The organism is Streptomyces sp. NPDC127100 (assembly GCF_042724095.1).
In the GTDB taxonomy this organism is placed as follows: Bacteria; Actinomycetota; Actinomycetes; order Streptomycetales; family Streptomycetaceae; genus Streptomyces.
The window spans coordinates 108,562-130,501 of the sequence record NZ_JBHXFL010000003.1; the positions used below are offsets into that span (position 1 = coordinate 108,562).

The following is a 21,940-nucleotide window of genomic DNA, read 5'->3' on the forward strand; positions in this document are numbered from 1 at the left end:
TGCCGCGGTTTCGCCGTCGTCCGGATGTCCTCCGGTGACGCGGTGCTCAGGAATTGAGATAGGTGAGCACGGCGAGGACGCGGCGGTGGTCGCCGTCGCTCGGGGACAGCCCGAGCTTCAGGAAGATGTTGCTGACGTGCTTCTCGACGGCCCCGTCGCTGACGACGAGCTGCCGGGCGATCGCGGAGTTGGTCCGGCCCTCGGCCATCAGCCCCAGGACCTCCCGCTCCCGCGGGGTGAGCCCGGCGAGCACGTCCTGCTTGCGGCTGCGTCCGAGCAGCTGCGCGACCACCTCGGGGTCGAGCGCCGTACCGCCCTGCGCCACGCGCACCACCGCGTCCACGAACTCCCGCACCTCGGCCACCCGGTCCTTGAGCAGATAGCCCACGCCCCGGCTGGAACCGGCCAGCAGCTCGGTGGCGTACCGCTCCTCCACGTACTGGGACAGCACCAGCACGCCGAGCCCGGGGTGCGCCTTGCGCAGCTGCACCGACGCCCGCACGCCCTCGTCGGTGTGCGTCGGCGGCATCCGTACGTCCGCCACGACGACGTCCGGCAGCTCCCCCTGCGCGTCCAGTTCCGTGATGGTCTTGATCAGCGCCTGGGCGTCGCCGACGCCGGCGACCACCTCGTGCCCCCGGTCGGTCAGCAACCGGGTAAGCCCCTCCCGGAGCAGCACTGAATCCTCGGCGATGACCACCCGCACCCTGTCCTCCACGTTCTTCGGCCCCCCAGCCAGACTCCGTCCACCCGCACGGCCCGCGCGGCCCGCGCCGCGTCCACGGACCGCCCGTGCGACAGGTCCAGCATTCCAGCATCGGAGGCCGGATGCGTTCGTACGACCGGAAGTACCGGGAAGAAGGGGAGGCCGGGCCGGGATTCGGACGCCCGGTGGCCGAAAATCGATCACGCCGGCCGGAGCCCGGGGGTACGGGGCTCCGGCCGGCGGTGTCTCCGGTGGCGGCGGCAGCCGCTCAGCGGCGTACCGGCTCGGTCCGCCACGGGAGTTCCGCCGTCACCCGGGTGGGGCCGCCGGCCGGCGAGTCCACCACGAGGATCCCGTCCACCGCGCCGAGCCGCTCGGCCAGCCCCGCGAGACCCGAACCGGTGGACGCCCGCGCGCCGCCCACGCCGTTGTCCACGACCTGGATCATCAGCCGGTTCTCCACCCGCCAGACCTCCACGGCGGCCGCCGTGGCCCGCGCGTGCTTGCTGATGTTCTGCAGCAGCTCCGAGACGGTGAAGTAGGCGATGCCCTCGATCGCCGACGCCGGCCGCTCCGCCAGGTCCACCTCCACCCGCACCGGCACCGCGCAGCGCGAGGCGACCGAGGACAAGGCCGCGTCCAGGCCGCGGTCGGTCAGCACGGCCGGGTGGATGCCGCGCGCCAGGTCCCGCAGTTCCTGCAGGGCCGTCTTCACCTCGCCGTGCGCCTCGCCCACCATGCGCGCCGCCTCCTGCGGGTCCTCCCGCAGCTTCTCCTTGGCCAGGCCCAGGTCCATGGCCAGGTTGACCAGGCGGGCCTGCGCCCCGTCGTGCAGGTCGCGTTCGATGCGCCGCAGATCGGCCGCGGCCGTGTCGACCACGACCCCCCGGTCCGACTCCAGCTCCACCACCCGCGTCGCCAGCCGCGACGGCCCGAGCAGCCCGTGCACCAGCAGCCGGTCCACCGTCGTCAGGGCCCGGACGATCCACGGCGTCACCAGGGTGACCAGCAGCCCGACCAGCGCGGTCACGGTGATCTCGAAGGGGTTGTCCAGGTAGATCCGGTGCGTCCCGTCGCCGTACAGCTGGAGCCCGTCCTGGCCGGCGTACGCCGGGAACACCCAGAACCACACGGGGTACGTCAGCATCGTCCAGCCGACCGACCAGAAGGTCACGGAGACCACGAACGAGAACACCGACCACGGGAACTGCACCAGCGCGTACAGCAGGCTCCGCCAGGACGAGCCGCTCTTGAGGACGGCCCCGATCCACGCCATCGCGCCCGGCTTGCCCGCCCGCAGCGGTTCCGGCGCGGCCACGTCGAGCCCCAGCAGGCCGCGCGCCCGGGCCCGCTCCAGCGCCCCGATGCCCCGGCACCCGGCGAGCGCGGCGGCCAGCACCGGGACGCCCAGGAACGTCACCAGCAGTCCGGCGCCGAGCGACATCATCGTGACGGCGTACGTGAAGAGCCCGATCCCGATCGGCAGGCTCAGCAGCACGAAGGCGAACTCCCGCCAGTGGCGGCCCTCGAACGGCGCCCGCAGTCCCGCCGGCAGCCGGTGCCGTCGCGCACCGGTGTCCGCGGAGAGGCCGGAGCCTCCCCCGAGTCCGTAACCCTGTCCGTACTCCGTGGCCATCGGTGCCGTCCTTCTCCTCGACCTGTGGCTGTGCTGTTCCGACTCCACCCTCCCGGACCGCGCGGGCGCGGGCCATGCGGCCCGTCGGCGTCCTGGAAGGGGGGTTTTCCCCACCCCCGGCGAACATGGACACGCCCCGACGCGTGCACGTCGGGGCGTGTCCCGGGACCGGCCCGGCCGGTTACCTCGCGCCGGAGGCGGCGGCCCCGTCGGTGTCCGAACGGTCGCGCCACGGCAGCTCCGCCGTGACCGTCGTCGGGCCGCCCGGCGGCGAATGGACCGCGAACAGGCCGTCGACGGCACTGAGCCGCTCGGCGAGCCCCTTCATCCCCGTACCGCCGTCCAGCCGCGCACCCCCGCGCCCGTCGTCGCCCACCTGCATCAGCAGCCGGTCGGCCGTCCGCCACACCTCCACCGAGGCGGACCTCGCCCCGCTGTGCTTGCTGACGTTCTGCAGCAGCTCCGAGACGGTGAAGTAGGCGATGCCCTCGATCGCCGCCGCCGGCCGCTCCACCAGGTCGACGGTCACCTTCACCGGCACCGTGCAGCGCGAGGCGACCGAGGACAGGGCCGCGTCCAGGCCGCGGTCGGTCAGCACGGCCGGGTGGATGCCGCGCGCCAGGTCCCGCAGCTCCTGGAGAGCCAGCTTCACCTCTCCGTGCGCCTCGTCGACCATCGCCGCCGCCGCGTCCGGGTCCTCCAGCAGCTTCTCCTTGGCCAGGCCCAGCCCCATCGCCAGGTTGACCAGGCGGGCCTGCGCCCCGTCGTGCAGGTCGCGTTCGATGCGCCGCAGGTCCGCCGCCGCCGTGTCGACCACCACGCCCCGGTCCGACTCCAGCTCGGCGATCCGCCGCTCCAGCTCGTCGGACGGGCACAGCAGCCCCCGCACCAGCGCCCGGTCCACGTTGGCCAGGCCCCGCGCGACGAACGGCAGCACCGGCCACAGCACGAACAGCGACACCAGCGTGACGGCGAAGGTGAAGACGCCCCAGGGCAGCCGTATGAACTCGTACAGCACCGTGCGCCAGCCCACCGGGTCCTTCAGCGCCAGCCACATCCGGGAGAAGAACCCGCCCCGCCCCCGCCACGGCAGCCGGCTCGGCTCCTCCACCCGCACCCCGAGCAGCGCACGGGCCCGCGCCCGCTCCAGCCTGCCCAGCAGCCGGGCCCCCGACAGACCGGCCGCGAGCAGCGGCAGCCCGATCACCGTGACCGTCAGGCCGGCACCGGCGAACACCATCGTCACGACGTACGTGAAGCCGAGCACGGACACCGGGAGGTTCGCCAGCAGGTGGGCGATCTCCTTCCAGGTGTGCCGGTCGAGGGCGAAACGGGCCGGTGGCAGGCGGTCGCTGTCCGCTTCGCCGGGGTACCCGGCATGCGTCGAGGACGAGAGGCTTTCGGTCATACGGGTCAGCGTGCCGTGCGGCACGGCCCCGCGCCATGAGGCGGACCGCCGGGCGTCCCCTGAGGAAAACCCCACCCCGGCGTCCCAACGTACGACGGGCTGCTTACCGTCTCTTTATCAGGCCCTAGACTCCCGTGCGTACAGATCGTCGAACAGCAGCGTTCGGGGTTCGGACAGGGAGTGAGGAACGGACGTGCCGGAACCGGGTGTCGGCATCGCGGCCGACTACTTCCAGTCCTACTCGGTCGTCGGACTACTCGCCCTCGTCGGCGTGCTCTTCGTGGCCGTCGCCTTCGGCGCCGGGCGGCTGCTGCGGCCCGTGGTCCCGACGCCCGAGAAGCTCCTGACGTACGAGTGCGGAGTCGACCCCGTCGGCGAGGGCTGGGCACACACCCAGGTCCGCTACTACGTCTACGCCTTCCTGTACGTGATCTTCGCGGTCGACTCGATCTTCCTCTTCCCGTGGGCGACGGTCTTCGCCGACCCCGGGTACGGCGCCACGACACTCGTGGAGATGTTCGTCTTCCTCGGCTTCCTCGCCGTGGGCCTGCTCTACGCATACAAGAAGGGCGTCCTGTCATGGACGTGAACCCCGCGGCCTCCTCCGCCTCTTCCTCCGCCTCCTCCGCGTCCGCCGCTACCGAGCCCGTCCCGCTGCCGGAGCCGAAGCGGCTCGGCGCGCTGGCCCGGCTCGCCCCCGAGCCGATGAAGGTCGTCCTCAACTGGGGCCGCCGCTACTCGCTCTGGGTCTTCAACTTCGGCCTCGCCTGCTGCGCCATCGAGTTCATCGCCGCGTCGATGGCCCGCCACGACTTCATCCGCCTCGGCGTCATCCCGTTCGCGCCGGGGCCCCGCCAGGCCGACCTGATGGTGGTGTCGGGCACGGTCACGGACAAGATGGCCCCCGCCGTCAAGCGCCTCTACGAGCAGATGCCCGAGCCGAAGTACGTCATCTCCTTCGGCGCCTGCTCCAACTGCGGCGGCCCGTACTGGGACTCCTACTCCGTGACGAAGGGCGTCGACCAGATCATCCCCGTCGACGTCTACGTCCCCGGCTGCCCGCCCCGCCCCGAGGCGCTGCTCCAGGGCATCCTGAAGCTCCAGGAGAAGATCGCGCGGGAGTCGCTGGGGGAGCGGTACGGCACCGCGCCGCGCCCCTCGACGGCCGCGCTGCAGAGCGGCCTGGTGCAGCCGCCCGCCCCCACCTCCGCTCCCGAGGAGGACCGATGACCGCGGCCGGCTGGCTGCCCGCCGACACCGGGGAACTCTTCGGGGCCGAGGCCACCGCCGAGGAGTCCTACGACCTCCTGACCGTGGACGTGCCGCCGGCCGCCTGGATCTCCGCCCTGGAGACCGCCCGCGACCGGCTGGGCTGCACGTACTTCGACTGGCTGAGCGCGGTCGACGAACCGGGCACGGGCTTCCGCGTCGCCGCCCACGTGGCCGCCCTCGCGCCGGTCCGCCGGCTGCTGCTGCGGACGACGGTCCCGCACGAGTCCCCGGTGCTGCCCACCGCCGTCGAGGTGTACGCGGGCGCGGCCTGGCACGAACGCGAGACGCACGAGATGTTCGGCGTGGTCTTCGAGGACCATCCCGGGCTGGACCACCTGCTGCTGCCCGAGGGCTTCGAGGGCCACCCCCTGCGCAAGGACTTCGTCCTCGCCGCCCGCGTCGCCAAGGCCTGGCCGGGCGCGAAGGAACCCGGCGAGTCCGACCACGGCGGCCCCCGGCGCCGGCAGATGCTGCCCCCGGGCGTCCCCGACCCCAACGAGTGGGGCCCGCAGAAGGGCCAGCTCCCGCCCGCCCCGGCCCGCCCGGCCCGGGGCGCCGCCCGCGCGGCGGGCGACCGTCCGGCCCGGGCGGCGGCAGGGGAGCGCCCGGCCCGCCGTATGCGGACGGCCGCCCAGGGCTCCGTCGGCCAGACGACCCCGGCCACCGGGACCCCGGCCACCGGGACCCCGGCCACCGGGACTCCGGCCGCCGGGACTCCCGGTGCCGAGTCCTCGCCGCCGCCGTCCGCGCCCCGTCGGGCGCGGAGCGCGAGCGGGGGGTCGGCGTCGCAACGGCCGGGACCGGCAGCCCCCGAGGACGCCGCGGGCGCACCCGGCGCGGAGAGCCGGGACACCACCGGACCGCGCACACCGACCGCCCGCCGCGCCCGGAGCGCGAGCGAGGGCTCGGCCTCCCAGCGGCCCGCCCCCACGACGGCGCGGCCCGACACGGCCGGTCCGTCCGACACGGCCGGTCCGTCCGACACGGCCGGTCAGTCCGAGGCGGCAGGGGAGACGCCCGCTGCGCCGAAGTCCGCTTCGGTGCCGCCCCGCAGCTCCGACGCGCCCTGGCACCACGCCCGCCCGGCCTTCGACGAGCCCACGGAACCCTCCGGGAAGCCCAAGGACCGGGGGAGCACGGAGGCCGCGGAGGAGCGATCGGGGAGCCCGGAGACTCCCGAGGACCCGGGGACTCCCGAGGACCCGGAGACTTCCGAGGACCCGGAGACAGGGGAGGCATCGCGGCCCCCCGCCCGCTCCGAAACCCCCGACGACCGCCCAGGAGGCCCGCAGTGAACGACGCTCTCGACGTCACCCTGCGCCTCCTGGTCGTCTTCGTCGTCTTCCTCACCTTCCCCCTGATCGTCGGCCAGACCGAGCACAAGGTGATGGCCCACATGCAGGGCCGCCTGGGCCCGATGTACGCCGGCGGCTTCCACGGCTGGGCCCAGCTCGTCGCGGACGGTGTGAAGTTCGCGCAGAAGGAGGACGTCGTCCCGGCGGACGCGGACCGCCGCGTCTTCCAGCTCGCCCCCGCCGTCGCGCTGCTGCCGTACCTCCTCGTCCTCCTCGCCATCCCCATCGGCCCCGGCGAGGGCGCGGTGGGCCAGGTCGTCGACGCGGGAATCTTCTTCGTGCTCGCCGTCATGGGCGTGGGCGTCCTCGGCTCGCTCATGGCCGGCTGGGCCTCCGCCAACAAGTTCTCCCTCCTCGGCGGTCTGCGCACCGCCGCCCAGCTCCTCGCGTACGAACTGCCGATGCTGCTGACCGCCGCCTCCGTCGCCATGGCGGCCGGCACCGTCTCGCTCGTCGGCATCCTGGACGCCTTCGAGTGGTGGTGGCTGCCCTGGCAGATCGTCGGCGCCGTCGTCTTCTTCGTCGCCGGGCTGGCCGAACTGCAGCGCCCCCCGTTCGACATGCCGGTCGCCGACTCGGAGATCATCTTCGGCGCCTACACCGAGTACACCGGCCTGCGGTTCGCCCTGTTCCTCCTCGCCGAGTACGCCGGCATCGTCGTGCTGTGCGGCCTGACCACCGTCCTCTTCCTGGGCGGCTGGCACGGCCCCTGGGGTGCCGACGGCCTCGGCTGGGTCTGGACGCTGCTGAAGACCGCCGTCCTCGCCTTCGTCGTGATCTGGCTCCGCGTGACCTACCCCCGCCTGCGCGAGGACCAGCTCCAGAAGTTCTCCTGGACCCTTCTCGTGCCCCTCTCCCTCGCCCAGATCGCCCTCACCGGCATCGTCAAGGTGGTGATCCAGTAACCATGTCCCCCGTCCCCGGCTCCGGCCTGGCCAAGGGCCTGGCCGTCACCCTCCGCACGATGACCAGGAAGACCGTCACCCAGCAGTACCCGGACACCCAGCCCGACCTCCCGCCCCGCACCCGCGGCGTGATCGGCCTGTTCGAGGAGAACTGCACGGTCTGCATGCTGTGCGCCCGCGAGTGCCCCGACTGGTGCATCTACATCGACTCCCACAAGGAGACGGTGCCCGCGGCCACCCCCGGCGGCCGCGAACGCAGCCGCAACGTCCTCGACCGCTTCGCCATCGACTTCGCCCTGTGCATGTACTGCGGTATCTGCATCGAGGTCTGTCCCTTCGACGCGCTGTTCTGGTCCCCCGAGTTCGAGTACTCCGAGACCGACATCCGCGACCTCACCCACGAGCGCGACAAGCTCCGCGAGTGGATGTGGACGGTCCCGGCCCCGCCCGCCCTCGATCCCGGCGCGGAGGAACCGAAGGAACTCGCCGCGGCCCGCAAGACCGCCGACAAGCTGGCCGCCCAGCAGGAGGCCGCCCAGCAGGAGGCCGCCGAGCCCGGGGCCGCCGAGCCCGGGGCCGCCCAGGAGGGCACCCCGCAGGGTGCGGCCGGGGCGAGCCGGCCGACCGAACCGCACGCCGACGAGCAGGCCCGCGCCGCCGAGGGGCCCACCCGCCCGGCGGGCGACTCCAAGCAGCAGACGGACCAGCCGAGGCCGGACCAGCAGGGTCCCGGGCAGCCCGGGCCGGGACAGGAGGGCCGGGAATGACGCCCGCAGCGACCGTCCTCAGCCTCGCGGCCACGGACTCCACGACCACGGCCGCCGGCTCCCACGGCTTCCTGTCCCCGACCGGCGTGGAGATCGCCTTCCTCCTCGTCGGCCTCGTCACCTTCGGCGCCGCCGTCGTCACCGTCACGACCCGGCAGCTCGTCCACGCCGCCCTGTGGCTGGTGGTGGCCCTCGGCGGCCTCGCCGTCGAGTACCTCCTGCTCACCGCCGAGTTCATCGCCTGGGTGCAGGTCCTCATCTACGTCGGTTCCGTCGTCGTCCTCCTCCTGTTCGGCCTGATGCTCACCAGAGCCCCGATCGGCCGTTCCCCCGACGCCGACTCCGGAAACCGCTGGGCCGCCCTCACCGTGGCCGTCGCCGCCGCGGCGGCCCTCGTGTGGGTGGTCGTCGACGCCTTCCGGACCACGTGGATCGACCTGGACGGCCCGGCCGCCGGCTCCACCGCCGTGACGGGAGCCAGCCTCTTCCAGAACTGGGTCCTCCCCTTCGAGGCCCTCTCCGTTCTCCTCCTCGCCGCCCTGGTCGGCGCGATCGTCCTGTCCCGCAAGGCAAAGGCGGAGCAGGCGTCCGGCGCCGCCCCGGCAACCGCCCCGAACGGTGCCGGCAAGGACGGTGTCCGCTGATGCACCTCGCCTATCCCGCCGTTCTCTCCGCCCTCCTGTTCTGCACGGGCCTGTACGGAGTCCTCGCCCGCCGCAACGCGATCCTGGTCCTGATGTCGGTGGAGCTGATGCTCAACGCCGTCAACCTCAACCTGGTCGCCTTCGACGTCTGGCTCAGCAGGGCCGCCGAGGAGACCCTGCACTCCGGGCAGGCCCTGACCCTGTTCACCATCGCCATCGCCGCCGCCGAGATCGGCATCGGCCTGGCGATCGTGCTCGCCGTCCACCGCAACCGCGGCACCGCGGACATCGACCGGCTCCGCGACACCGCCGAGGGCCACGAACCGGACGGCCCCGACACCGACGCCGCCGCGACCGGGACGGCCGAGAAGGCTGAGGCCACCGCGTGACCACGACCACCCTCGCCGTCCTCGTCCCCCTCCTTCCCTTCCTGGGAGCGGTGGCCGGCCTGCTCCTCGGGCGCACCGCCCCCGGCTTCGTCCGCCCGCTCGCCGTCCTGCCCACCCTGGCGGCCCTCGTCCTGGCGCTGCTGGTCGCCGCGCGCCAGGGCGGTGACCAGGCCGTCGACGCCGTCACGGAACTGACGCCCACCGGCTCCGTCCCCATCGAGCTGGCCCTGCACATCGACGGCTTCGCCGCCCTCGTCGCCGTCCTGGTCGGCTGCGTCGCCACCTGCGTGCAGCTCTACTCCACGGGCTACCTGCGCGACGACCCGCGCTACCCCTCGTACGCCGCGCTCGTCTCCCTGTTCACCTCCGCCATGTTCCTCGTCGTCTACTCCGGCGACCTCATGGTGCTGCTGGTCGGCTGGGAGATCATGGGCATCTGCTCCTACTTCCTGGTCGGCCACTACTGGGAGACGCCCGAGGCGCGTGCCGCCTCCCTCAAGGCCTTCCTGGTGACCAAGCTCGGTGACGTCCCCTTCCTCATCGGCCTGCTCGCCCTGGCCACCGAGACCGGCTCCTTCCGCATCACCCGGATCCTCGGCGCGGTGGCGAACGGCTCGATCGACCATCCGACAGTGATCGCCCTGCTGCTCCTGGCCGGCGTGGCGGGCAAGTCGGCGCAGTTCCCGCTGCACACCTGGCTGCCCGACGCGATGGCGGGCCCGACACCGGTCTCCGCGCTCATCCACGCCGCGACCATGGTCGCCGCCGGTGTCTACTTCGTCGCCCGGCTCCTTCCGCTCTTCGAGGCCTCACGGGCCGCGATGGTCGTCCTCGCCGTCATGGCCGCCGTCACGATGGTCGGCTCGGCGCTCGCCGCGCTCGCCCAGGACGACATCAAGCGCGTCCTCGCCTACTCGACCATCGGCCAGCTCGGCTACATGACCGGTGCCCTCGCCACCGGCGACCGCGGTGCCGCCGTCTTCCACCTCCTCACGCACGGCGCCTTCAAGGCGGTGCTGTTCCTCGCCGCAGGCGTGGTCATCCACGCCGCCGGCACCAACTCGCTGGCCGCCATGTCCCGCATGCACGGCCTGCGCACCCGCGTACCGGACGCCTACTGGACGATGACCGTGGCGCTGCTCGCGCTCGCCGCGATCCCCCCGTTCAGCGGCTTCTTCTCCAAGGAGTCCGTCCTCGGCTCCGCCGAGCACGTCGCCACCGGCCACACCGAGCACGCACCCGGCGCCGCCGGCTGGACCGTCCTGGTCGCCGGCCTGGTCGCGGCCCTGCTCACCGCCGCCTACGCGACGCGCCTGTGGCTGCTGGCCTTCCACGGGCGGGGCGCCGAGGCCCCCGACCACGGCAGGCAGCCCCTGGTCATGAACGCCGTGCTCTGGGTGCTCGCCATCCCCTCCCTCGCCCTGGGCGGACTCGCCTTCCGCCTGCTGCCCGACTGGTTCGACGGCACCGACCTGACCCCGACCCTCACCACGTCCGTGCTCGGCACCGGCGTGGCCCTGGTCGGCGGCATCGTCACCTACGCGGCCTGGCGGCACACCACCGCGCTAGCGGCCCGCGTCCCGCTGGGCGCGGTCGCGGCCCACCCCGAGGCCGACGCCGGCCAGGTCGAGGCCGAGGCCATCGCCAGCCACACACCCGCCTACGGAAACGTGGCCTCGGCGCCCGACCCGGCCGATCCCGGACGGCTGCTGCTCGGTCCGCTGCACCGCCACGCGGCCGTCGGCTTCCACCTGGACGCCGTGTACTCGGCCCTCTTCGTCCGCCCGGTCCAGGCCGGCGCGAGCCTCGTCCGGTTCCTCGACCGCGAGGTCGTCGACACCTACGTCAGCGCGGCGGGCGCCCTGCCCCGCTGGCTGGGGGCCGCCGTACGCCGTGCCCAGACCGGCAATGTGCAGACCTATGTGAGCGCGCTGCTCGCCGGCACCGTCGTCCTCGCGGTCGCCGCCGTCCTCGTCGCCACGGGAGCGTGAGCAGGCGTGATCGATATCAACGAGTCCGTGATGCAGTTCCTTCTGGCGTTCGTCGTCGTCGGCCCGCTCCTCGGCGCCGCCGCGGCCCTGCTGCCGGCCCCGCCCGGGCTGAAGGGGAAGTCACCCGAACAGGCGGTCCTGCGGCACGGCGTCACCGTGACCGGCGTCGTCCTGCTCGCCGCGATCGTCCTGGTGCTCGGCTTCGACCACGACCATCCGTCGAAGATGCAGGCCAGTACGGACATCAGCTGGATCCCGGCACTCGACGTGCGCATCCACCTCGGCATCGACGGCATCTCCCTCCCCCTGCTGGTCCTGACCGCGCTGCTGACCTTCCTGTGCGCGCTCTACTCGTACTTCAAGACGCCCGCGGGCCCGAGCCCCAAGGCCTTCGTCGCCCTGCTGCTCGTCCTCGAGGCCGGCACCCTCGCCACCTTCGCCGTCCTCGACCTGATCCTGTTCTTCCTCGCCTTCGAGACGGTCCTCGTCCCGATGTACTTCCTCATCGCCCGCTGGGGCGGCGAGGGACGGGCCCGGGCCGCCTGGAAGTTCATCCTCTACACGCTGCTCGGCTCCGTCGTCATGCTGCTCGGCCTGCTCCTGATCGGAATCACGGCGGGCACGTTCGACATGGTGGCACTCGCCACTGACAACGGCCGGTCACTGACCACATCAGTGCAGGTCATCGCCGTACTGGCGATCGGCGTCGGCCTCGCCGTGAAGACGCCGATGTGGCCGCTGCACAGCTGGCTGCCCGACGCCCACACCGCCGCGCCGACCGTCGGCTCGGTGCTGCTGGCCGGCGTCCTGCTGAAGATGGGCACGTACGGCTTCGTCCGTGTCCTCCTGCCCGTCGCACCGGACGGCTTCCGGACCTTCGCGCCCTACCTCGCCGCCTTCGCCGTCGTCGGGATCATCTACGGCTCCCTGGCCTGCCTGGCCCTCGCCAAGCGGGGCGCCAAGGGCGACCTCAAGCGTCTCATCGCCTACTCCTCCGTCGGCCACATGGGCTTCGTGCTGCTCGGCATCGCGTCCATGACCCCGACCGGCGTCAACGGCGCCCTGTTCGCCAACATCGCCCACGGCCTCATCACCGGCCTGCTCTTCTTCGTGGTCGGCGCCCTGAAGGACCGCACCGGCACCACCGACCTGGACACCCTGGCCGACGGGACCGGCGCCGCCCTCTACGGCAGGGCGCCCCGCCTGGGCGGCCTGCTCGCCTTCGCCGCGGTCGCCTCGCTCGGCCTGCCGGGCCTCGCCGGGTTCTGGGGCGAGATGCTGGCCCTGTTCGGCGCCTTCGACCCCGCCGCCGGGCTCAGCCGCCCCGCCTTCCTCACCTTCATGGCGATCGCCGCGTTCGGCACCCTGCTCACCGCCGCGTACATGCTGATCGTGGTCCGCCGAGTCTGCATGGGCGCCGTACCGTGGGAATCCGCGCGCCTCGCCGATGTGCGCACGTACGAGTTCGCCGCCTGGACCCCGCTCGTCGCCCTCACCGTCGTCGCCGGGCTGTGGCCCAAGACCCTGCTCGGGCTGACCGACCCGGCCGTGCAGCAGCTCCTCTCAGGAGGCACCCGATGAGCTCCCTGGCCCAGCCCCTGGCCGAGCCCCTGGCCGAGCCCCTGGCCCAGAGCCTCGTCCAGTCCGTGGACTGGCTCGCCATCGCGCCGCCCACCGTCGCGGCGCTCGTCGGGCTCGTCGTCCTCGTCGCCGACCTGTTCGTCGCGGACGCCCGCAAGGCGCTGCTCGGCTGGGTCGCGGTCGCCGGACTGGCCGCCTCCGCGCTCCTGCTGCTGCCCCTCGTGGGCGACGACCGCTCCACGTTCTGCCTCACCGGCGATGCCGCCGTGTGCAGCTACACCGCGGACACCTTCACCCTCGCCATCCAGTTCCTGGTGCTCGGCGGCGCCCTGCTGGCCGCCCTGCTCTCGGTCACCGCCCTGAAGGACGCCGACCGGGGACTGCCCGAGGGCGAGTTCTGGTTCCTGCTGCTCTCCTCGGCGGCCGGCGCCGCTCTCCTGCCCGCCTCCCGCGACCTCGCGACCCTCGTCGTCGCCCTGGAGGTCGCCTCCCTGCCCGCCTTCGCCCTCGTCGGCCTCCGGCAGGGCGACCGGCGCTCCTCCGAGGCCGCGCTGAAGTTCTTCCTGTCCTCGGTCACCGCGACCGCGGTCAGCCTCATGGGCATCAGCTTCCTGTACGCCTCCACCGGCACCCTGTACCTCACCCAGGTCGCCGACCGCGTCCAGCACGTCGACGGGCAGCTCACCACGCTCACCCAGACGGGCGTCGTCCTCACCCTCGTCGGCTTCGCCTTCAAGACGGCCGCCGTGCCCTTCCACTTCTGGGTGCCCGACACCTACGTGGGCGCGCCGCTCCCGATCGCCGCCTACCTGTCCGTGGTCGGCAAGGCCGTCGGCTTCTCCGGCCTGATCCTCGTCACGGTCGTCGCCCTGCCGTCCTACGCCGACGCCTGGGGGCCGGCCCTCGCGGTGCTGGCCGCGCTCACCATGACCGTCGGCAACGTCGGAGCACTGCGCCAGCGGGCCACGCGCGCGTACAGCGCGGTACGCCTGCTCGCCTGGTCGTCCGTCGGCCAGGCCGGCTACCTCCTGGTGCCGATCGCCGCCGCCGGCTACTCCGACGACCCCGAGCGGTCGATCGGCTCCACCGTCGCCTACGCCCTCATGTACGCCGCCGTGAACCTCGGCGCCTTCGCGGTGGCCGCACTGGTGGGCCGTACGAGGGCCCTCAACCGCGTCGCCGACTACCGCGGCCTGTACGCGTCCAACCCGCTGACCGCGCTGCTCCTGGCGTTCTTCCTGCTCTGCCTCGCCGGACTGCCGCCCGGCATCATCGGCCTCTTCGCCAAGGTCACCGTCTTCTCCGCGGCCGTCGACGCGGGCCTCGGCTGGCTGGCCGTCGTCATGGCCGTCAACGTCGTCATCGCCCTCTTCTACTACCTCCAGTGGACGGCCCTGCTGCTCCGCGCGCCCGAGGGCGAGACCGTGCGTCACCGCCTCCCCGCCCCGCTCACGGCCGCGCTCGGCGCGACCGCCGTCCTGGCCGTGGCCCTGTCCGGAGCGCCCCAGCTGATCCTCCGCTTCGCCGACACCGGGCTCTTCTGAGCGACAGCCGCGTATCGGCACGCGCGCGTGGGGCACTCGGTCCCCACGCGCGCGTGCCGCATACCGGGCCGTTCACCCGGACGGACCACGCGCGCAGCCGTGCCCGGCGGGGAACTGGAGGCCCCCGCCTGGCGTTGACCAGTACGGAAGGGTCCACTGGACGTGACACCACGACCCCAGGGGCATCGGAGACGGGAAGCAACCACCGCGAGCGAGACCAGCGAGCAAAGGGTTCCCCTGCTGCACGACTTGGAGGGCGTACCGTGCACCGCCGGCACAACGGGCTCAGGACCGCAGTACTCCTCGGGGGACTGTCCGCGCTCATCATCGTCATCGGCAGCTTCTTCGGCCGAGCGGGCCTCGTCGTCGCCGTCCTGGTAGCCCTGGCCACGAACGCGTACGCCTACTGGAACAGCGACAAGCTGGCCCTGCGCGCGATGCGGGCCCGCCCGGTGAGCGAGTTCGAGGCCCCGGCGCTGTACCGCATGGTCCGGGACCTCTCCACCCAGGCCCGCCAGCCGATGCCCCGCCTCTACATCTCCCCGACGGAGGCCCCGAACGCCTTCGCGACCGGCCGCAATCCGCGCAACGCCGCCGTGTGCTGCACCGAGGGCATCCTGCGCCTGCTCGACGAGCGCGAGCTGCGCGGCGTCATCGGACACGAGCTCAGTCACGTCTACAACCGCGACATCCTGATCTCGTCGGTCGCCGGCGCCCTGGCCTCCGTGATCATGTTCCTGGTCAACTTCGCCTGGCTGATCCCGATCGGGCGGTCGGACGACGACGAGGGCCCCGGCCTGCTGGGCATGCTGCTCATCATGCTGCTCGGCCCGCTCGCCGCCGGCCTCATCCAACTGGCGATCAGCCGTTCGAGGGAGTACCAGGCCGACGCGTCCGGTGCCCAGCTCACCGGCGACCCGATGGCCCTCGCCGGGGCACTGCGCAAGCTCGACGCCGGCACCAAGCAGCTGCCGCTGCCGCCGGAGCCCCGGATCGAGACCGCGAGCCACATGATGATCGCGAACCCGTTCCGCCCGGGGCAGGGGCTGTCGAAGATGTTCTCCACCCACCCGCCGATGGCGGAGCGAATCGCCCGCCTCGAGAAGATGGCAGGTCGTCAGCCATGAAGACCATCCTCAACGTCATATGGCTCGTCCTCAGCGGCTTCTGGCTGTTCCTCGGCTACCTGGCCGCGGGGGCGCTGCTCTGCATCACCATCATCGGCATCCCGTTCGGCATCGCGGCGTTCCGCATCGGCGTCTACGCCCTGTGGCCCTTCGGGTACGCGGCCGTCGAGCGCCGGGACGCGGGAGCGGCCTCCTGCATCGGCAACGTGCTCTGGCTCGTCCTCGCCGGCTGGTGGCTGGCCATCGGCCACATCGTCACCGGCATCGCGCTGTGCGTCACGATCATCGGCATCCCGCTCGGCATCGCCAACTTCAAGCTGATCCCGGTGTCGCTGCTGCCGATGGGACGCGAGATCGTGCGCACCGACCAGCCGTTCACGGCCACCGCCGGCGCCCGGACGACCGGCTGGTAGGGGGCCGGAAGGGGCCGAGCGGGGCCCCCGTTTGTCCACAACCGCGAGGTTGTCCACAGGTCCGGGCGGAGGCCGGCGCCCGGTCGCATGATGAACCCATGACCGAGATCGCGCAGTTGCCGGCCCGGACGACCGGCCAGGCGTCCAACGCTCATCCACGCAACCGGACTTCCCGCCCCGAGCCCGCCGCCGGCAGGGCGCGGCCACCCCGCCCCTCGCCGGCTCGCCGGAGGCCCGCGGCGGGCGGCACGGGCGGCACAGGTGGACATGCGGAGCCGGCCGGAGCGGGCGGGGCCGCGAAGGCGAACGAGGGGCCGGCGAGGGCCCCGTGGGCGCACTGCCCCGGCGGCCTAACGGCGCTCCGGCCGCCCCCGCACCGCGTACGCCACCACCCCCACGGCCAGCACCCCCACACCCACGACCACCGAGACGACGGGAAGGGAGAACGCCAGCACGGCGCACCCGGCCAGCCCCAGAGCCGGCACGGCCCGCGCCGCCGGAGCCGGGTCCAGCGTCCAGGCCGACGCGTTGGCCACCGCGTAGTACGCCAGGACGCCGAAGGACGAGAACCCGATCGCGCCCCGCACGTCCACCGTGGCGGCCAGGACCGCGACCGTCGCGCCCACGGCCAGCTCGGCCCGGTGCGGCACCCGGTACCGCGGATGCACCGCGGCCAGCGCCGCCGGCAGATGACGGTCCCGCGCCATGGCCAGGGCCGTCCGCGACACCCCCAGGATCAGGGCGAGCAGCGAGCCCAGGGCGGCCACGGCGGCGCCCGCCCGCACGACCGGCGCCAGCTCCGGCACGCCGGCCGCCCGGACCGCGTCGGCGAGCGGCGCGGTCGCCCGGCCGAGCCCCGTCGGCCCCAGCACGGAAAGGACGGCCAGCGCGACACACCCGTACACGGCCAGCGTGATCCCGAGGGCCAGCGGAATCGCCCGGGGGATGGTGCGCGCCGGATCCCGTACCTCCTCGCCGAGGGTGGCGATCCGCGCGTACCCCGCGAAGGCGAAGAACAGCAGCCCGGCCGCCTGCAACAGCCCGCCGGCACCGCCCGACAGCCCGACGTCCAGTCGTCCGGCGCCGGACCGCCCCGACGACAGGCACACCACCACCACGGAGGCGAGGACGGCCAGGACCACCGCCACGATCGCCCGCGTCACCCAGGCCGACTTCTGCAGGCCCCCGTAGTTCACCGCGGTCAGCGCCACCACGGCCGCCACCGCCACCGCGTGCTCCTGCCCCGGCCAGACGTACGCGCCCACGGTGAGCGCCATGGCGGCACAGGAGGCCGTCTTGCCGACGACGAACGACCAGCCGGCCAGGTACCCCCAGAACTCCCCGAGCCGCTCGCGCCCGTAGACGTACGTGCCGCCCGAGGCCGGATACCGGGCCGCGAGCCGGGCCGACGACGTGGCGTTGCAGTAGGCCACCACGGCGGCCACGGCGAGGGCCGGCAGCAGCCCCGATCCGGCGGCGTGCGCGGCGGGCGCCAGGGCGGCGAAGATCCCGGCACCGATCATCGAACCGAGCCCCACGACCACCGCGTCACCGACGCCCAGAGTGCGCCGCAGTTCCGAACCCGCAGGTGTCATGGGCCGCACCCTACTGACCGACGCAACCACCGGGAGCTGCCGGAACGTCCTCCTCACCAAGAGGACATGAACACACGCGGAGGTACGAGCCCACAGCGCTCGCACAGCGCGGGCACAGCGAGGAAAGGCAGGGTCACGGCATGACCGTCGTCGGCTGGATCATCCTGGGACTGTTGGCCGGAGCCATAGCCAAGTTGCTGCTGCCGGGCCGCGACCCGGGCGGCTTCGTCGGAACCACCCTCATCGGCATCGCGGGAGCGTTCATCGGCGGCTGGATATCGGCCCGTTGGCTGGACCACCCGATCAGCAAGGACTTCTACGACGGCGCCACCTGGGCGGCGGCCATCGGCGGCTCGCTGGTCCTCCTGATCGCCTACCGCATCCTGTTCGGCAACTCGCGCGACTGAGCCGGCCCGGACCCGCCGGGCGGCGAAAGGGGCGGGCACCCCGGAATCCGGGGCGCCCACCCCTCGTCGTACGCGGCCGGCCTAGCGGAACGCCGGCGGCTTACGGCAGATCACCGGTAGTTGACGAACTGCAGTGCGAAGTCGAAGTCCTTGCCCTTGAGCAGCGAGATCACGGTCTGCAGGTCGTCGCGGCTCTTGGAGGAGACTCGGAGCTCTTCGCCCTGCACCTGGGCCTTCACGCCCTTGGGGCCCTCGTCGCGGATGATCTTCGCCACCTTCTTCGCGTTGTCCTGGGAGATGCCCTCCTCGATCGACGCGAAGATCTTGTACTCCTTGCCGGAGAGCTGGGGCTCACCCGCGTCCAGTGCCTTCAGCGAGATGCCGCGCTTGATCAGCTTGGACTGGAAGACGTCGAGGACAGCGCTCACCCGGTCCTCGGAGTTGGCCTCCATGAGGATCTTGTCCCCGGACCACGAGATCGAGGCGCCCACGCCCTTGAAGTCGTAGCGCTGGGAGATCTCCTTGGCGGCCTGGTTGAGGGCGTTGTCGACCTCCTGCCGCTCGACCTTCGAGACGATGTCGAAACTGGAGTCGGCCATGTCCTGTGGCTCCTTGTATCTGGGTGCGTGTCGGGCCGCGTGCCGGGTCCGAACCGGCATACGTGGGCGGCCGCCGGGCCCGCCAGGGGTTCTCGGCCGCATCCGGACAAGCCTAGCCACCCCCCGCGCCCGGGGTGGAGATCAATCGGGTGGCGAAGCACCCCTCCCTATCGGGTATTGTTTACGTCGTTGCCACGGAGCACCGCCGCAAGACGGTGCGAAGGGCAGCGAACCCCGGCGGTGTGCCCGAGCGGCCAAAGGGAGCAGACTGTAAATCTGCCGGCTCAGCCTTCCCAGGTTCGAATCCTGGCGCCGCCACAAGACCGAAAGGGTCCGCGAACAGCAGCAATGCTGATCGCGGACCCTTTCGGCGTTCCCGGGCCCACACGGTGGACGAGGGGCGCGGGGATCACCCGTCGGACTTCTCGCCGGCACCCCGCCCCGCGCGTCCTACGCTGACACCATGTCGTCGCGTCGCAGGACCTGCCCCGAGTGCCGTCGGGAGATCGCCGTCGTCGCCGGGCGCTTCGCACGGCACGACCCGCCCGGGGCGCGGGCGGCCGGGGAACTGGTGTCCTGCCCCGGCTCCCGGCGGTTCGCCGAGTCGGACGCCGCCCAGCCCACGCTGGACGGCTACACCGTCCCGGAGTTCCCCGGGCAACTGCCTCTGTTCTGAGAGGCGTTCAGTTGCCGGCCACCGACTTCACCGCCACCGACACCGGCGCCGAGCCGCTGATCAGTTCCAGGGTCAGGCCGGTCGTCGCCGGGGTGTCGACGAGCTCCGCCAGGACGGCGGCCACGTCGTCCCGCGGGACCGGGCCCCGGCCGGTGTGTGCCTCCAGGCGCACGAGGCCGGTGCCGGCGTCGTCCGTCAGCTGACCGGGCCGCAGGACCGTCCAGTCCAGCGCCTCCTGAGCGCGCACGTACGCGTCCGCCTCGCCCTTGGCGCGCAGGTACACGTCGAAGATCTCGTCCCCCGCGTGCCCCGGGTCGGCGCCCATGGACGACACGATCACGAAGCGCCGCACGCCCGCGCGGACGGCCGCGTCCGCGAAGAGGACCGCCGCCGCCTTGTCCACCGAGTCCTTGCGGGCCGCCCCGCTGCCCGGACCCGCGCCCGCCGCGAAGACCGCCGCGTCCACGCCCCGCAGCCGCTCCGCGACCTCCTCGACCGAGGCCGACTCCAGGTCGAGCACGACCGGTTCGGCACCGGCCGCGCGCAGGTCGTCGGCCTGCTCGGCCTTGCGGATGATGCCCGCCACCTCGTCACCACGCGCGGCGAGCAGGCGCTCCAGCCGCAACGCGATCTGACCATGACCACCAGCGATGACAATGCGCATGTCTCCGACCGTACGCCCCGACGGCCGCCCGCGCCGCACGACTTCGGCCGTGTCCGGCGGCCCCCACGGGCATCACCCCGACGCCCGTCCGCTCCCGTCCGGACGGCCCGTGGCACGCCCGCACGCCAAGATCGCCCGTCGCGCGGTCACGCCCCTCAGGCCGGCCCCCACCCCTCGGGCCGCTCCCCGCGTCCCTGCCGCGGCAGTCCCAGTTCCGCCGAGGCCGTCGAGTCGCCGTACTCCCGCACCGCGCTCGTCCGGGCCACCACCCGCCCCCGGTGCACCACGATCCGGCCGTAGGCCAGCGACAGCGCGCCCGCGAGCCGGTCCCCGCGCACCGCGAGCAACTCGGCGGGGAAGCCCGCCTCCACCCGCACCTCGGGCAGGCCCAGCGTCGTCCGAGCCGCGCCGCTCACCGCGTCGTAGGCCTCCTCGGGACGCAGCCCGTGGCGCGAGGCCAGCAGGTACGCCGCCTCCAGCGGGTCGCCCCGCCCGACCGGGTTGGACACGTCCCGCAGCGCCCCGCTGCCGGCGGCGACCCGCACCCCCGCGGCCCGCAGCAGCCGTACCGGTGCGGTGCCTTCGCGGTGATCGGCGCCCCCGTCACCGCCCGGGCCGCAGGGCCCCTGGGGCAGGCACAGCACGGCGACCCCGGCCGCCGCCAGCTGGTCCGCGGCCCGCGAGGCCACGTCCGCGGGCAGCCGCCCCAGCGCGTCGCAGGGCCCGACGGTCACCCCGGGGCGCAGTCCGCCCGCCATCGCCGCCAGCCGGGCCAGCCGCGCCGGGTCGGCGGCGTCCGTGTGCAGGTCCACCGGGCAGCCGTGCTCGGCGGCGACCTCCAGGACCGCCTCCACGTACCCCGCCGGGTCGGGGTCCAGGTCCGGGCACCCGCCCACCACGTCCGCGCCCATCTTGACGGCGTCCCGCAGCATCGCCAGCCCGTCGGCCCCGGCCACCCCGGTCAGCACCCTCGGCATGGCCACCGTCGTCAGCTCGGCCAGCCCGCGCAGCGCCCGCCGCGCCCGCAGGACGGCGAGCAGCGCGCCCAGCCCCGGCACGTCACCCACCCGCACATGGGCCCGCAGCGCGGTCGCCCCGTGCCCCAGCTGGAGCAGGACGGCCTCGGTGACCCGGCGCTGGACGTCCTCGGGTTCGTGGGAGACCGGGCCGGGGACGTCGGCCGTGAGCGCCGTGTCGCCGTGGGCGTGCGGTTCGGCGGGGGCGGGCAGGAGGAGGTAGCCGGTGAGGTCGACCCGCGTGCCGGGGCCGGGCGGGCGGGCCGTGGCCAGGCTGCCGGCCGTGCCGACCGCCTCGATGCGCCCGCCGTACAGCCGCACGTCCACGGTCCGGCCGTCGGTGAGCCGGGCCCCCGCCAGCAGCAGTGAGCCGTGGCCGGCCGGGCCCGAGGGGAACGGCGACTGGGGCGGCTGCGGCTGGCTGTCGGGCATCGCACTCCTCTGGGCTCGGGACTGCGCAGGGGGAGCGCAAGATCACGCGGAGTGAGGTCGAGCCTAGGACGGCGACCCGCCCGTGGCGCGGAGGAGCGCAATAGTCGTACCGGTGCGGGCCGCGCCCCGCGGGCCGTCGGCGTTCGCGCCCGCGGGCCCGCCGGTACCGCGCCCGCGGGCCCGCCGGTACCGCGTCCGCAGGCTCTTCGGGGTGGTGCGCGTGGGGCGTCCGGGTGCCCGGGGGACGGGACGGGGCAGGGTCGGCGAAACGGATTTGGGCGAACGGCGGGCGACCGTGTAATGTCTTCATCGCTCGCCCCAATAGCTCAGTCGGCAGAGCGTCTCCATGGTAAGGAGAAGGTCAACGGTTCGATTCCGTTTTGGGGCTCTGGTGTGAGAGGTTCCCGCCGCGAGGCGGGGCCCGATCGCATCACAGCGGTGTAGCTCAGTCGGTAGAGCAAGCGGCTCATAATCGCTGTGTCACCGGTTCAAGTCCGGTCACCGCTACTTCTGGTAGCCGATTGCGGGGTCGGTCCTTCAATCGGCTACTCTTTCCTGCGTTAATACCATCAATCCGTTCGTCAAGGAGCACTCACGTGGCTGCCACCGACGTCCGCCCGAAGATCACGCTGGCCTGCGTGGAGTGCAAGGAGCGGAACTACATCACCAAGAAGAACCGGCGTAACAACCCGGACCGTCTTGAGATGAAGAAGCACTGCCCGCGTTGCAATGCGCACACCGCGCACCGCGAAACGCGATAAATCAGGCTCGTACGCGAGGCCGTCCCCGTAGTTTGGGGACGGCCTCGCGTCG

Annotated in this window: 22 protein-coding genes and 3 tRNA genes; 18 read left to right on the plus strand and 7 right to left on the minus strand. The window is 73.1% G+C overall.

The features are described from left to right. Positions 1-46 precede the first annotated feature (46 nt). The 3 genes from ACFWJB_RS05235 to ACFWJB_RS05245 all read right to left on the minus strand — a co-directional run bounded on the left by ACFWJB_RS05235 (position 47) and on the right by ACFWJB_RS05245 (position 3,750). Positions 47-706 carry a response regulator transcription factor gene (locus ACFWJB_RS05235; RefSeq protein WP_308033321.1) on the minus strand — a complete coding sequence of 220 codons (660 nt, stop codon included), beginning with the start codon at positions 704-706 and terminating at the stop codon, positions 47-49. 268 nt (positions 707-974) lie between these two features. Further along, the gene (locus tag ACFWJB_RS05240) at positions 975-2,342 is read right to left on the minus strand and encodes a sensor histidine kinase (protein WP_386920366.1); all 1,368 of its coding nucleotides are present in this window, start codon (positions 2,340-2,342) and stop codon (positions 975-977) included. 181 nt (positions 2,343-2,523) lie between these two features. After that, positions 2,524-3,750: a sensor histidine kinase gene (locus tag ACFWJB_RS05245; RefSeq protein WP_385458014.1), complete on the minus strand. Its 1,227-nt coding sequence runs from the start codon at positions 3,748-3,750 to the stop codon at positions 2,524-2,526. A 193-nt stretch (positions 3,751-3,943) separates the two neighbouring features. Between ACFWJB_RS05245 and ACFWJB_RS05250 the strand changes: the two genes are divergently transcribed. The 12 genes from ACFWJB_RS05250 to ACFWJB_RS05305 all read left to right on the plus strand — a co-directional run bounded on the left by ACFWJB_RS05250 (position 3,944) and on the right by ACFWJB_RS05305 (position 15,738). After that, positions 3,944-4,339: an NADH-quinone oxidoreductase subunit A gene (locus tag ACFWJB_RS05250; protein WP_385458016.1), complete on the plus strand. Its 396-nt coding sequence runs from the start codon at positions 3,944-3,946 to the stop codon at positions 4,337-4,339. After that, on the plus strand, positions 4,330-4,980 hold the full coding sequence (locus ACFWJB_RS05255) for an NADH-quinone oxidoreductase subunit B (protein WP_386920368.1): 651 nt from the start codon (positions 4,330-4,332) through the stop codon (positions 4,978-4,980). Before ACFWJB_RS05250 ends, ACFWJB_RS05255 begins: the two co-directional genes overlap by 10 nt. After that, the gene (locus ACFWJB_RS05260; protein WP_386920370.1) at positions 4,977-6,317 is read left to right on the plus strand and encodes an NADH-quinone oxidoreductase subunit C; all 1,341 of its coding nucleotides are present in this window, start codon (positions 4,977-4,979) and stop codon (positions 6,315-6,317) included. Before ACFWJB_RS05255 ends, ACFWJB_RS05260 begins: the two co-directional genes overlap by 4 nt. Continuing rightward, positions 6,314-7,282: an NADH-quinone oxidoreductase subunit H gene (locus tag ACFWJB_RS05265; protein WP_385458021.1), complete on the plus strand. Its 969-nt coding sequence runs from the start codon at positions 6,314-6,316 to the stop codon at positions 7,280-7,282. The genes ACFWJB_RS05260 and ACFWJB_RS05265 overlap by 4 nt, the downstream gene beginning before the upstream one ends. Positions 7,283-7,284: 2 nt before the next feature. Further along, complete coding sequence (locus tag ACFWJB_RS05270; protein ID WP_386920372.1) at positions 7,285-8,049, plus strand: NuoI/complex I 23 kDa subunit family protein; 765 nt, start codon at positions 7,285-7,287, stop codon at positions 8,047-8,049. After that, complete coding sequence (locus ACFWJB_RS05275; RefSeq protein ID WP_385458024.1) at positions 8,046-8,693, plus strand: NADH-quinone oxidoreductase subunit J; 648 nt, start codon at positions 8,046-8,048, stop codon at positions 8,691-8,693. Before ACFWJB_RS05270 ends, ACFWJB_RS05275 begins: the two co-directional genes overlap by 4 nt. Then, positions 8,693-9,082: an NADH-quinone oxidoreductase subunit NuoK gene (nuoK, locus tag ACFWJB_RS05280; protein ID WP_385458025.1), complete on the plus strand. Its 390-nt coding sequence runs from the start codon at positions 8,693-8,695 to the stop codon at positions 9,080-9,082. Before ACFWJB_RS05275 ends, nuoK begins: the two co-directional genes overlap by 1 nt. Continuing rightward, positions 9,079-11,073 carry an NADH-quinone oxidoreductase subunit L gene (locus ACFWJB_RS05285; RefSeq protein ID WP_386920375.1) on the plus strand — a complete coding sequence of 665 codons (1,995 nt, stop codon included), beginning with the start codon at positions 9,079-9,081 and terminating at the stop codon, positions 11,071-11,073. Before nuoK ends, ACFWJB_RS05285 begins: the two co-directional genes overlap by 4 nt. Before the next feature lie 6 nt (positions 11,074-11,079). Continuing rightward, positions 11,080-12,654: a NuoM family protein gene (locus ACFWJB_RS05290; RefSeq protein WP_386920377.1), complete on the plus strand. Its 1,575-nt coding sequence runs from the start codon at positions 11,080-11,082 to the stop codon at positions 12,652-12,654. Next, the gene (locus ACFWJB_RS05295; protein WP_386920379.1) at positions 12,651-14,198 is read left to right on the plus strand and encodes an NADH-quinone oxidoreductase subunit N; all 1,548 of its coding nucleotides are present in this window, start codon (positions 12,651-12,653) and stop codon (positions 14,196-14,198) included. The genes ACFWJB_RS05290 and ACFWJB_RS05295 overlap by 4 nt, the downstream gene beginning before the upstream one ends. Positions 14,199-14,461: 263 nt before the next feature. Further along, on the plus strand, positions 14,462-15,325 hold the full coding sequence (htpX, locus tag ACFWJB_RS05300) for a zinc metalloprotease HtpX (RefSeq protein ID WP_385458033.1): 864 nt from the start codon (positions 14,462-14,464) through the stop codon (positions 15,323-15,325). After that, positions 15,322-15,738, plus strand: coding sequence for a YccF domain-containing protein (locus tag ACFWJB_RS05305; RefSeq protein WP_385458035.1), 417 nt, complete (start codon positions 15,322-15,324; stop codon positions 15,736-15,738). The genes htpX and ACFWJB_RS05305 overlap by 4 nt, the downstream gene beginning before the upstream one ends. Before the next feature lie 350 nt (positions 15,739-16,088). Here the strand turns inward: ACFWJB_RS05305 and ACFWJB_RS05310 are convergent, their stop codons facing one another. Then, positions 16,089-17,333, minus strand: coding sequence for an APC family permease (locus ACFWJB_RS05310; protein ID WP_385458037.1), 1,245 nt, complete (start codon positions 17,331-17,333; stop codon positions 16,089-16,091). 140 nt (positions 17,334-17,473) lie between these two features. On the opposite strand from ACFWJB_RS05310, the gene ACFWJB_RS05315 reads away from it, so the two are divergent. Further along, on the plus strand, positions 17,474-17,740 hold the full coding sequence (locus ACFWJB_RS05315; RefSeq protein ID WP_385458039.1) for a GlsB/YeaQ/YmgE family stress response membrane protein: 267 nt from the start codon (positions 17,474-17,476) through the stop codon (positions 17,738-17,740). 110 nt (positions 17,741-17,850) lie between these two features. Here ACFWJB_RS05315 and ACFWJB_RS05320 read toward each other — a convergent pair whose 3' ends face one another. Beyond that, positions 17,851-18,339: a YajQ family cyclic di-GMP-binding protein gene (locus tag ACFWJB_RS05320; protein ID WP_385458041.1), complete on the minus strand. Its 489-nt coding sequence runs from the start codon at positions 18,337-18,339 to the stop codon at positions 17,851-17,853. 236 nt (positions 18,340-18,575) lie between these two features. Between ACFWJB_RS05320 and ACFWJB_RS05325 the strand changes: the two genes are divergently transcribed. Together ACFWJB_RS05325 and ACFWJB_RS05330 are read left to right on the plus strand one after the other, a co-directional pair. After that, positions 18,576-18,657: transfer RNA gene (locus ACFWJB_RS05325), tRNA-Tyr, on the plus strand. 145 nt (positions 18,658-18,802) lie between these two features. After that, entirely contained in the window at positions 18,803-19,015 is a 213-nt protein-coding gene (locus tag ACFWJB_RS05330) for a hypothetical protein (RefSeq protein WP_385471680.1), read from the plus strand. Between the two features lie 7 nt (positions 19,016-19,022). Here ACFWJB_RS05330 and ACFWJB_RS05335 read toward each other — a convergent pair whose 3' ends face one another. Together ACFWJB_RS05335 and ACFWJB_RS05340 are read right to left on the minus strand one after the other, a co-directional pair. Then, entirely contained in the window at positions 19,023-19,679 is a 657-nt protein-coding gene (locus ACFWJB_RS05335) for an SDR family oxidoreductase (RefSeq protein ID WP_385471683.1), read from the minus strand. Positions 19,680-19,834: 155 nt separating this feature from the next. Beyond that, positions 19,835-21,127 (minus strand): amidohydrolase family protein, encoded by a 1,293-nt coding sequence (locus tag ACFWJB_RS05340; RefSeq protein ID WP_385471685.1) that lies wholly within the window; start codon positions 21,125-21,127, stop codon positions 19,835-19,837. A 315-nt stretch (positions 21,128-21,442) separates the two neighbouring features. Between ACFWJB_RS05340 and ACFWJB_RS05345 the strand changes: the two genes are divergently transcribed. The 3 genes from ACFWJB_RS05345 to rpmG all read left to right on the plus strand — a co-directional run bounded on the left by ACFWJB_RS05345 (position 21,443) and on the right by rpmG (position 21,888). After that, positions 21,443-21,515 (plus strand) — tRNA-Thr (locus ACFWJB_RS05345). A gap of 46 nt (positions 21,516-21,561) precedes the next feature. Next, positions 21,562-21,634 (plus strand) — tRNA-Met (locus tag ACFWJB_RS05350). Positions 21,635-21,723: 89 nt separating this feature from the next. Next, entirely contained in the window at positions 21,724-21,888 is a 165-nt protein-coding gene (rpmG, locus tag ACFWJB_RS05355) for a 50S ribosomal protein L33 (RefSeq protein ID WP_003948671.1), read from the plus strand. The last annotated feature ends 52 nt before the right edge of the window (positions 21,889-21,940 follow it).